Here is a 10188-nt window from a genome sequence, read left to right on the forward strand (position 1 = left end):
TCTCGATAGCGGCATACGGAGCAATGCGGTCGCGAAGCGAAGGGTCTTTGCCGGGAGCGCGCCACTCTCTGGCGCTCATGAGGACCGCGGGCGTCTCGCCCGCTCATGATCGATGAGTGGACGAGACGCCCGCGGTCCGCGAGAAGAATCATGAGCGCCACGGAGTGGCGCGCTCCCAGCCATGAGCGACTTCTTCTTGGCCTCGCCCTCAATCCTCCAGCGCGTCTTCCAGGGTGCGCAGGCCGGAGCGCTTGGCGGAGACCAGCACGGCCATGTTTCCGGGCTTGTGCTGGTTCTTCCACATCTTGGTATGGGCCTTGGGGATGTCGGCCCAGTCGAAGACCTCGCTCATGCACGGATCGATGCGGCGCTCGATCACCAGCTGGTTGGCCTGGCTCGCCTGCAGCAGGTTGGCGAAGTGGCTGCCCTGGATGCGCTTCTGGCGCATCCACACGAAGCGGGCGTCCATGGTGAGGTTGTAGCCGGTCGTGCCGGCGCAGAAGACGACCATGCCGCCGCGCTTCACGATGAAGCACGAGACCGGGAAGGTCTGCTCGCCGGGATGCTCGAACACGAAGTCGACGTCGTTGCCCTTGCCGGTATGCTCCCAGATCGCCGCGCCGAACTTGCGGCACTTCTTCATGTACTCGGCGTAGCCCTTCTGGTCGTCGACGTCGGGCAGCTGGCCCCAGCAATCGAAGTCGTTGCGGTTGATGACGCCCTTGGCGCCGAGCGACATCACGAAATCCTTCTTCGACGGATCGGAGATCACGCCGATCGCGTTGGCGCCGGCCGTGGCGATCAGCTGCACGGCCATCGAGCCGATGCCGCCCGCGGAGCCCCACACCAGCACGTTGTGGCCGGGCCGCAGGATGTGCGGACGATGGCCGAAGAGCATGCGATAGGCGGTGGCCAGCGTCAGCGTGTAGCAGGCGCTCTCCTCCCAGGTGAGGTGCTGGGCGCGCTTCATCAGCTGGCGCGCCTGCACCTTGCAGAATTGCGCGAACGAGCCGTCCGGCGTCTCGTAGCCCCAGATGCGCTGGCTGGTCGAGAACATCGGGTCGCCGCCATTGCACTCCTCGTCGTCGCCGTCGTCCTGGTTGCAGTGGACGACGACCTCGTCGCCGACCTTCCAGCGCTTCACCTTGGCGCCGACCGCCCAGACGATGCCCGCGGCATCCGAGCCGGCGATGTGGAAGGGCTGCTTGTGGACGTCGAACGGCGAGATCGGGATACCGAGACCGGCCCACACGCCGTTGTAGTTGACGCCGGCAGCCATCACGAGGACCAGCACCTCGTCCTCGCCGATCGTGTGCGTCGGCACGACCTCGAGCTGCATCGACTGCTCGGGCGGGCCATGGCGGTCGCGCCGGATGACCCAGGCGTACATGTTCTTCGGGACATGGCCGAGCGGCGGGATCTCGCCGATCTCGTAGAGATCCTTCCTCGGCTGGTTGGCCGTCGGATGCGGGCGGGCCGCGAAAGCAACAACGGACATGACGATGCCTCCTGCAATGCAGCGAAAGTTATTGTTGCGGACGCGAGATTGCAACGCACAAATTGCGGATCGTTGCGATTGCCCCGAGGCAATAACAATAAAATTACCCTCACCCTGCGGAAGCCACACATTGAAGCCAAGTCGGCACCGGGGTAAACGACCGTTTACCGATCCATTTCAAGCCCGGGAGAGCGCGCCATGAAGCTCATGTGGTTTCACCTGATGCCCTACACGGAGCTTCCCGACGACTTCAACAAGAAGCACCCCTCGGTCTGGGTCGACATCCATTCGTCGCTGTTCGACCCGCGCCGCGCCCATCACATGTACAACGACTTCATGGACGAGCTCGAGTTCGCAGCCGAAGTGGGCTTCGATGCGGTCTGCGTGAACGAGCACCATTCCAACGGCTACGGGCTGATGCCCTCGCCCAACCTGATCGCGAGCTCGCTGGCCCGGCGCACGACCGACACCGCGCTCTGCGTCATGGGCAACTCGCTGGCGCTCTACAATCCGCCGACCCGGGTGGCCGAAGAGTTCGCCATGATCGATTGCATCTCGGGCGGCCGGCTGATCGCCGGCTTCCCGGTCGGCTCGCCGATGGATACCTGCTTCGCCTACGGCCAGAACCCCAGCATGCTGCGCGAGCGCTACTACGAGGCGCACGACCTGGTGAAGAAGGCGTGGACCGAGAAGGAGACCTTCGCCTTCTCCGGCCGCTTCAACCAGCAGCGCTACGTCAACATCTGGCCGCGGCCGATCCAGGACGATCCGCATCCGCCGATCTGGATCCCGGGCGGCGGCTCGATCGAGACGTGGCGCTGGTGCGCCGAGATGGACTACGTCTACTGCTACCTGTCGTACTACGGCTACAAGGCCGGGCTCACGACCATGCAGGGCTTCTGGAACGAGATGGCCAAGCTCGGCAAGGACCGCAATCCCTACCGCGCCGGCTTCCTGCAGTTCGTCGGCGTGGCCGAGAGCCGCCAGCAGGCGCTCGACCTCTACACCGAGCCGGCCGAGTACTTCTATGGCCGCTGCCTGCACGTCGACGCACGCTTCGCCACGCCACCGGGCTACACGACGGAGGCGACGCAGCGTGCCGGCATCGAGAGCATGGTGTCCAAGGCCGCCAACACGGCGAGCTACCAGAGCAAGCTCAGCCTCAAGGCGACCAACATGAAGGACATCGTCGACGGCGGCTACGTCATCATCGGCTCGCCCGACGAGGTGGTGGAGCAGATCCGCCACGTCGCGACCAGTCTCAATGTCGGCCATCTGATGCTGCTGCTGCAGTACGGCAACATGAGCAAGGACACCACCAAGTACAACACGCGCCTGTTCGCGGAGAAGGTGATGCCCAAGGTCAAGGACCTGTTCGGCGAGTGGGAGGACAAGTGGTGGCCCAAGCCGCTGGCCAGGGGCCAGCGTGCGGCGGTACCGAATTTTCAGCCCAAGCTCGTCGCCGCGGAGTAGTCGCGTGTCGCAGCCGAAGACGACCACCGTCGAGGTCAATGGTTTCCCGTGTCGCGTCTGGAGCAAGGGCAGCGGCCGCAAGGTCGGCTTTCTCGCTGGCCTGGGCGGGCTGCCGCGTTGGCTGCCGTTCCTCGACAAGCTGGCCGAGACGCGCACGGTGATCGCGCCGTCGCTGCCCGGCTATCCCGGCGCCACCGGGCACACGGAGCTCGACAGCCATCTCGACTGGGTGCTGGCGGTGCGTCAGCTGATCGACAAGACGGGGCTGGCCGGCGCCGACCTGATCGGCGCTTCGGTCGGCGGCGCCTTCGCCGCCGAGATGGCGGCGATCTTTCCCGGTTACGTCCGCAAGCTGGTGCTGATCGCGCCGTTCGGCCTGTTCGACGACAAGGAGCCGGCGACCGATCCGTGGGCGCAGCGCAAGGACGTGCTGCCCGGCCTGATGTGCGCCAATGCGGCGAAATGGAGCGAGCTGGTCGCGCCGCCGGAAGGCGCCAACTCGACCGAATGGCCAATCGAGATGACACGCGCCTCGGAAGCAGCGGCGCGCGCCTTCTGGCCGCTCGGCAATACACGCCTCGAAAAGCGCCTCGGCCTGATCGAGGCGCCCACCCTGATTGTCTGGGGCGAGGCCGACGCCATCCTGCCGCAGGGCTATGCGCAAAAGTTCGTGAGCGGGATCGGCCGCTCGGCGCGCGTCGAGACCGTTACCGGCGCCGGCCACCTCGCCTATCTCGACCAGCCCGACGCGGTCTCGAAGGCAGCCCTGGCGCATCTCTCTTAGCTCACCTCCCCACGAAGTGGGGAGGCGCCCCGTCATACGGGACGGAGTGGTCATGGCCGGGAGCGCTCCATTCCGTGGCGCACATCTCTTCTGAAGCTGACGCCCCATGAGCGCCACGGAGTGGCGTGCTCCCGACCATGAGGGCAATGACCCCTCCGTCGCCGTAACACGGCGACACCTCCCCAGCAGAGCTGGGGAGGAGCACTTGAGTTGTGGTTGCACCGTCGTCTCGGATCGCTATTGTCCAGCGCGTTAAGGTTTGCGAGGGATTCGCCGATGATGATCCGTTCGATGAAGAAGGCCGCGGGCGTTTCGCTTTTCGCGGCGGTGCTGGCAATAGGCGTGACGCTGACCGAACGGCAGGTGACGGCGCAGGTGACGGCGGTGCCGCGCGTCGGCGTCGCCTTCAACCAGACTGTCACGCGGCAGGTCACGATCGAGTCGGCCGATCCCGAAGGCGGCACCATTGCGTTCAGGCTGCCCAACGGCCAGTTCGTGGTCTGCCCGGTCGCGAGCTCGCTCATCGGCAGCCTGGCGACGCTGGCCGACGGCTCGAACGCCAACATCACCTACAACCAGGTCGTGACGCTGCTGAACCTGCGCCAGAAGGGACCGGGCTCGCGCGAGGCCCGGCGCGAGCAGATGTCGCCTCCCGATGCGACTGACATCCAGGTCGGGCGCTTCACCATGACGGTGGTCGGCGTCGACCTGCCGAACAACACGGTGTCGGTGATCGACGGGCGCGGTGGCCCGGTGCAGACCTACCGGGCCGACACCATCGCCAAGCAGGACATGCTGAAGAAGATCAAGGTCGGCGACGTCGTGATCGGCCTCACCACCCCCCTGATGGTCACGGCGATCTCGCCGGTCAAGTAAGCGAGGCCGGGCCGCGGGCGCGGCCCGTTTTTCTCACCTGACCTCGGCGTTCACTTGACGTCGACGTCCTCCCAGAAGCCGATCCAGTGGTCGACCGGCTTCATCTTGGCCTGCGGCGCCTCGTAGGACCACGCCGCCCGCGGGCTGCGCATCCCGCCTTCGACGACATCGTAGAACTGCACGCCGTGCGGGCACTCGAGATCGTGCGGCGTCTTGGCCGTGCTCTCGAGCAGGTCCATACGCACCGTGTCTCGCGGGAAGTAGATGTAGCCGCCGACCTCGACCGTATGGTCGCTCTTGGCAATCGTCATGCCGCGCCAGGTCGCCGTGCGGTGCATCGTCTGGGTCATCCGTCGGATCCTCTCGTTGGAGAGCTGCAGGAGTCGATTATATGGTGCCGACGGCCCGCGACTCCAGGGGCGACGCCGGGCCCGGATACGGGGCGTGGCGCTTCACCCGGGTCCTCGGCCAGGGCAGATTCTGCTCGTCGCCCTCCAGGTCCCGGGGTGTGCAAACCATCCAGTTCGGGAAACGCCGAGGAGGCCGCCATGCTCGTCGTTCTCGCCGACGCGCGCTTCGATCCCAAGGACGCCGATCGCGTGCGCGCCGTGGCCCGCCCGATGATCGAGGCGTCGCGCGCCGAGCCGGGCTGCGCCGGCTACGACTACGCCTTCGACCTGGTAGAGCCCGACCTGATGCGCGCGCGCGAGCTGTGGCGCGACGAACAGGCGCTCAAGGACCATTTCGCCACGCCGCACATGGCGACGTTCCTGAAGGCGCTGCGCGAGCTGCAGCCCAGGAGCGTCTGCGTGACGTGCAACGTCCTCGGCCCCTAACGTAAGATGCCGAGCGCGGCATAGTCGTTCGCCTGGAGCGCGAGCAACTCTTTGCTGGGAGCGCGCCACTCCTTTGGCGCTATTCTTGCTGATTACACATCCCATGAGCGCCATCGGAGTGGCGCGCTCCCAGCGGAAGAGTCTGGTTCTTGCCGGGACGCGCTCCCAGCGACGAGCACACGACGGGTCACGTCCCTCCATCCTCACCCGCGCTTCCAAGTCGTGCCCTTCGGGCCGTCCTCCAGAATCACGCCCTTGGCCTTGAGGTCGTCGCGGATGCGGTCGGACTCCTTGAAGTCCCTGGCCTTGCGGGCGGCCTGGCGGGCGGCGATCGCCGCCTCGATCTCGGCGTCGGTCGGTCCGGCGGCGCCGGCCGGGGTCCAGCGGAACCACGCCTCGGCGTCCTGCTGCAGGAGGCCGAGCGCATTGGCGCCGGCGCGCAGCGCTGCAGGATCGCCGAGCTGGTGCACGGCGCTGATCGCCAGCGGCGTGTTGAGGTCGTCCGACAACGCCTCCTCCACCGTCTGCGGCACCGGCTCAGCCGGCGCGGCATCGCGGCCGCGCAGGATGCCGTACCAGCGGTCGAGCGTCGCCTTGGCCTGGACCAGGCCTTCGTGGGTGAAGTCGAGCGGCTGGCGGTAATGCGCCGACAGCAGCAGCAGCCGGATCACCTCGCCGGGATACTGGTCGAGCAGCTCGTGCACGGTGAAGAAGTTGCCGAGCGACTTGCTCATCTTCTCGCCGGAGATGTTGAGGAACCCGTTGTGCATCCAGTACTTCGCCATCAGCCCATGGCCGAAGGCGCAGCGGCTTTGCGCGATCTCGTTCTCGTGGTGCGGGAAGATGAGATCGAGCCCGCCGGCATGGATGTCGAAGGTCTCGCCGAGATGCCGGGCGCTCATCGCCGAGCATTCGATGTGCCAGCCCGGCCGCCCGCGGCCCCACGGGCTCGGCCAGCCCGGCTGCTCGGCCGTCGACGGCTTCCACAGCACGAAGTCGGCCGGATCCTTCTTGTAGGGTGCCACCTCGACCCGCGCGCCGGCGACCAGCTCGTCGCGCGTGCGCCGCGACAGGCGGCCGTAGTCGGCCATGCTCGGCACGCTGAACAGCACGTGGCCCTCGGCGGCATAGGCATGGCCCTTGTCGACCAGACGGCCGATCATCTCGACCATCTCGCCGACATACTGCGTGGCGCGCGGCTCGAAGTCGGGCGTGAGCGCGCCGAGCCGCCGCATGTCGCTCTGGTAGGCGCTGGCGGTGCGCGTGGTCAGCGCGTCGATGGTCTCGCGGTTGTCGGCCGCCCGCACCATGATGCGGTCGTCGATGTCGGTGATATTGCGCACGTAGGTGACGCGCGGATAGCGCCGCTTGAGCAGGCGATAGAGCACGTCGAACGCCACCACCGGGCGGGCATTGCCGATGTGGACGTAGTCGTAGACGGTCGGGCCGCAGACATAGAGACGCACGTGGCCCGCATCGATGGGAACGAACGGCTCTTTTTCGCGCGACAGCGTGTTGTAGACGACGAGGGACATGGTCCCCTACTCCCGATCAGATTGCTGCAAAGGTCGACACGCCACAGCCGATCACGGCAGCAGCGGAAACCTCAGTTACATCGCGCCGTGAGGGCGCCCGGGAATGCGGGGAGCGACATAAAAGCAGTGTATCCGACCGGTTCTTTGCGTGCAAATGCGCCCCAATGGAAGCGTTTCTCGTCTCGACCGGCCTCGTTGCCATCGCCGAGATCGGCGACAAGACCCAGCTCCTGGCCCTGGTGCTGGCGGCGCGCTACCGCAAGCCGTGGCCGATCGTGCTCGGCATCCTGTGCGCCACGCTCGCGAATCATGCGCTTGCCGCCTGGATCGGCGCCATGGTCGCGGCCTGGGTCGGCGCCGACGCGATGCGCTGGATCCTGGGCGGCACGTTCATCGTCATGGCCGGCTGGTGCCTCATCCCGGACAAGCCGGACGATGGACCGCAGGCCGCCAAACAGGCCGGCGCTTTCCTCGCCACCCTGGTCGCCTTCTTCATCGTCGAGATCGGCGACAAGACGCAGATCGCCACCGTGGCGCTCGCCGCGCGCTTCAACGCACTGGTCTCCGTCACAGCGGGCACGACCGCGGGCATGATGCTGGCCAACGTGCCAGTAGTGCTGTTCGGCGACGCCATTGCCCGTCGCCTTCCGCTCAGGATCGTGCGCGCCGTCGCCGCCGCGTTGTTCGTCGCGCTTGGCCTCGCCGCCTTGGCTATGCCGTCCGCCCCGTGAGCCGGGCGGCGGTGGCGGTCCTGTCGCGCCCGATCAGGGACAACGGCTTTACCCGGTCAGCGCCAGCCGCAACGGATGGAAGAGCGCGCGGCCCCTGCGGCCGGTCGCCGGCCCGAACGCCGACGTCCACTCCTTCCAGGTCGTGGCGGTCCATGACTCGGGCGGCAGCCGAATCGAGGCTTCGGCCAGAAAGTCCGCGTCCTCCAGGACCGGCGTCTGCGCCAGAGCTGGGCGCGAAGCGAACGACGGACGAAACCGGCTGGCTCATGCCAGCCAATATCAGTTACGAGGCGTGCCGTAGCCCGGCGGCGGCGGGACGTTGCCGGGGGTCGGCGTGATCGGCACCTGCTGCGGCATCTGCGACGGCAAAGGCTCGGTGCTCACCGTCGGCACGATATCGCTGGTCGAGGCGACGCGGCCGGGCGCCGTCGTGCCGGTCGTGCTGATGTAGTAGCCGGCGACGGCATTGGAATTGTCGCCCTCGGTCTTCTCCGGTACGTCGACCATGCCGACCCGCTCGCCCTGGTCGTCCAGTCGATAGCCCTGGTTGTCGAGCTTGTAGTTGGCGTTGTCGATGCGCGTGCCGCCCGGCTCGACGCGATAGGACGCCGGCTGCTTGACATCGACATAGTCGGGACGCGGCAGCGGATCGCATGCCGCGAGCGCCAGGCCAGCCAGCGCCGCAGCCGTCAGAACTCTCGCTTCCATCAATCCACCGTCCCCCGCTGCAGATTTACTAATTATATCATAGCGGATCGAGGCCATGGGGCGAAAGTGGCCCGCCGCCGCACGCCGCGTGCACTTGTCAGGCGACTTTCTTCAGGACGCTGTCGCGCAGCTCGCGGCGCAGGATCTTGCCGACGTTGGTCTTGGGCAGATCGTCGCGGAACTCGATGATTTTCGGTCGTTTGTAGCCGGTGAACTGCTCGGCGCAGTAGGCCGCCAGCGCCTCCTTGGTCAGCGCCGGATCCTTCCTCACCACGAACAGCGTCACCGCCTCGCCCGAGGCCTTGTCGGGCACGCCGACGACGGCGCATTCCAGCACGCCCGGGTGATTGGCGACCACTGCCTCGATCTCGTTGGGGAAGACCTTGAAGCCCGAGACGACGATCATGTCCTTCTTGCGATCGACGATGCGGATGTAGCCGCGCGCGTCCATCTCCCCGATGTCGCCCGACTTGAAGAAGCCGTCCGGCGTCATGACCAGCGCCGTTTCGTCCGCCCTTTGCCAGTAGCCCTGCATGACCTGCGGGCCGCGGATGGCGATCTCGCCCGCCTCGCCCATCGGCACGTCCTGGCCCTGGTCGTCGAGGATGCGGATCTCGACATTGGGCAGCGGCAGGCCGATCGAGCCGGTATAGGCCTCGGAATCGGTCGGATTGCAGGTGACGCCCGCCGAGGTCTCGCTGAGACCGTAGCCTTCGACGATCGGGCAACCGGTGATCGCCAGCCATTTCTTGGCCACCGCCTCCTGCACCGCCATGCCGCCACCGTTGGAGATGGCGAGTTGCGAGAAGTCGAGCCTGGCGAAGTCGGGCTGGTTGGCCAATCCGTTGAACAGAGTGTTGACGCCCGGGAAGATGTTGATGCGGTACTTGGCAAGCTCGGCCACCGTGCCCTTCATGTCGCGCGGATTGGGGATCAGGATGTTGAGCGCGCCGGTGCGCATGCCGAGCAGCCCGCAGGTAATGAACGCGAAGACATGATAGAGCGGCAGCGCGCAGACGATGGTGAACTGTCCGCTGAGCTGCTTGCGTTTCAGGCCGGGCTGCATCCAGGCTTCCGACGCGAGCAGGTTGGCGACGATGGTGCGATGGAGCAGCGTGGCGCCCTTGGCCACACCGGTCGTGCCGCCGGTGTACTGCAGCACCGCGACGTCGTCCGGCTGGAGCTTCGGCCGGGCGTAGCCCATCGATCGGCCGGTGGAGATGGCGGCCTTGAAGGGCGTGTGCCCGGGCAACGACCAGGCCGGCACCATCTTGCGCAGCCGGCGCACGACGAAGTTCACGATAAGTCCCTTCGGGAAGCCCATCAGATCGCCCATCGCAGCAACGACGATGTGCTGGATCGGGTGCTTTCCGCCGGCCAGTGCCTGCTGCAGCGTGCTGGCGAAGTTCTCCAGCACGATCACCGCTTCGGCACCCGAGTCGCCGAGCTGGTGCTCGAGCTCGCGCGCCGTGTAGAGTGGGTTGACGTTGACGGCGACGAAGCCCGCGCGCAGCACGGCGGCCACGGCGACCGGATACTGCAGCACGTTGGGCATCATGATCGCCACCCGCGCGCCCTTCTTCAGGCCCCTGCCCTGCAGCCACGCCGCCAGCGCGTTGGAGAGCGCGTCGAGCTCACCGAAGGTGATGGCCTTGTCCATGCAGACATAGGCCTTGCGGTCACGGAACTTCTGGAAGCTCTCCTCGAGCAGCGAGACGATGGTCGGATAGACCGACGGATCGATGTC

Annotated in this window: 10 protein-coding genes; 5 read left to right on the plus strand and 5 right to left on the minus strand. The window is 66.6% G+C overall.

All coding sequences use genetic code 11. The features are described from left to right. Positions 1-208 precede the first annotated feature (208 nt). The gene (ccrA, locus tag AB7O82_RS33425) at positions 209-1498 is read right to left on the minus strand and encodes a crotonyl-CoA carboxylase/reductase (RefSeq protein WP_428540727.1); all 1290 of its coding nucleotides are present in this window, start codon (positions 1496-1498) and stop codon (positions 209-211) included. A gap of 198 nt (positions 1499-1696) precedes the next feature. Here ccrA and AB7O82_RS33430 point away from each other — a divergent pair, with 198 nt between their 5' ends. From AB7O82_RS33430 to AB7O82_RS33440, 3 genes are all read left to right on the plus strand, one after another. Then, positions 1697-2971, plus strand: coding sequence for an LLM class flavin-dependent oxidoreductase (locus AB7O82_RS33430; protein ID WP_428540724.1), 1275 nt, complete (start codon positions 1697-1699; stop codon positions 2969-2971). Positions 2972-2975: 4 nt separating this feature from the next. Then, on the plus strand, positions 2976-3755 hold the full coding sequence (locus AB7O82_RS33435) for an alpha/beta fold hydrolase (RefSeq protein WP_428540721.1): 780 nt from the start codon (positions 2976-2978) through the stop codon (positions 3753-3755). A gap of 276 nt (positions 3756-4031) precedes the next feature. Next, positions 4032-4631, plus strand: coding sequence for a hypothetical protein (locus AB7O82_RS33440; protein WP_428540718.1), 600 nt, complete (start codon positions 4032-4034; stop codon positions 4629-4631). Between the two features lie 50 nt (positions 4632-4681). Here AB7O82_RS33440 and AB7O82_RS33445 read toward each other — a convergent pair whose 3' ends face one another. Further along, positions 4682-4981 carry a DUF427 domain-containing protein gene (locus tag AB7O82_RS33445; protein WP_428540715.1) on the minus strand — a complete coding sequence of 100 codons (300 nt, stop codon included), beginning with the start codon at positions 4979-4981 and terminating at the stop codon, positions 4682-4684. A 198-nt stretch (positions 4982-5179) separates the two neighbouring features. Here AB7O82_RS33445 and AB7O82_RS33450 point away from each other — a divergent pair, with 198 nt between their 5' ends. Continuing rightward, a complete protein-coding gene (locus AB7O82_RS33450) occupies positions 5180-5467 on the plus strand; it encodes a putative quinol monooxygenase (RefSeq protein ID WP_428621318.1) in 288 nt (95 codons plus the stop codon). Between the two features lie 203 nt (positions 5468-5670). Here AB7O82_RS33450 and cysS read toward each other — a convergent pair whose 3' ends face one another. After that, positions 5671-7002 carry a cysteine--tRNA ligase gene (gene cysS / locus AB7O82_RS33455; RefSeq protein ID WP_428540709.1) on the minus strand — a complete coding sequence of 444 codons (1332 nt, stop codon included), beginning with the start codon at positions 7000-7002 and terminating at the stop codon, positions 5671-5673. Positions 7003-7166: 164 nt separating this feature from the next. Here cysS and AB7O82_RS33460 point away from each other — a divergent pair, with 164 nt between their 5' ends. Further along, the gene (locus AB7O82_RS33460) at positions 7167-7733 is read left to right on the plus strand and encodes a TMEM165/GDT1 family protein (RefSeq protein ID WP_428540706.1); all 567 of its coding nucleotides are present in this window, start codon (positions 7167-7169) and stop codon (positions 7731-7733) included. 279 nt (positions 7734-8012) lie between these two features. On the opposite strand, the gene AB7O82_RS33465 is transcribed toward AB7O82_RS33460, so the two are convergent. Both AB7O82_RS33465 and AB7O82_RS33470 read right to left on the minus strand, forming a co-directional pair. Continuing rightward, on the minus strand, positions 8013-8441 hold the full coding sequence (locus AB7O82_RS33465) for a hypothetical protein (protein ID WP_428540703.1): 429 nt from the start codon (positions 8439-8441) through the stop codon (positions 8013-8015). Between the two features lie 97 nt (positions 8442-8538). Beyond that, positions 8539-10188 (minus strand): long-chain-fatty-acid--CoA ligase (locus tag AB7O82_RS33470; RefSeq protein WP_428621320.1); only part of this gene is annotated, 1650 nt, incomplete at its 5' end.

The organism is Reyranella sp., from assembly GCF_050185545.1.
In the GTDB taxonomy this organism is placed as follows: domain Bacteria; phylum Pseudomonadota; class Alphaproteobacteria; order Reyranellales; family Reyranellaceae; genus Reyranella.

Excerpts from the sequence above, each read along its gene's own strand:
- AB7O82_RS33465 (WP_428540703.1), bottom strand. The coding sequence starts at position 8,441 with ATGGAAGCGAGAGTTCTGACGGCTGCGGCGCTGGCTGGCCTGGCGCTC.
- AB7O82_RS33460 (WP_428540706.1), top strand. The coding sequence starts at position 7,167 with ATGGAAGCGTTTCTCGTCTCGACCGGCCTCGTTGCCATCGCCGAGATC.
- AB7O82_RS33430 (WP_428540724.1), top strand. The coding sequence starts at position 1,697 with ATGAAGCTCATGTGGTTTCACCTGATGCCCTACACGGAGCTTCCCGAC.
- cysS (WP_428540709.1), bottom strand. The coding sequence starts at position 7,002 with ATGTCCCTCGTCGTCTACAACACGCTGTCGCGCGAAAAAGAGCCGTTC.
- AB7O82_RS33450 (WP_428621318.1), top strand. The coding sequence starts at position 5,180 with ATGCTCGTCGTTCTCGCCGACGCGCGCTTCGATCCCAAGGACGCCGAT.
- AB7O82_RS33440 (WP_428540718.1), top strand. The coding sequence starts at position 4,032 with ATGATGATCCGTTCGATGAAGAAGGCCGCGGGCGTTTCGCTTTTCGCG.
- AB7O82_RS33445 (WP_428540715.1), bottom strand. The coding sequence starts at position 4,981 with ATGACCCAGACGATGCACCGCACGGCGACCTGGCGCGGCATGACGATT.
- ccrA (WP_428540727.1), bottom strand. The coding sequence starts at position 1,498 with ATGTCCGTTGTTGCTTTCGCGGCCCGCCCGCATCCGACGGCCAACCAG.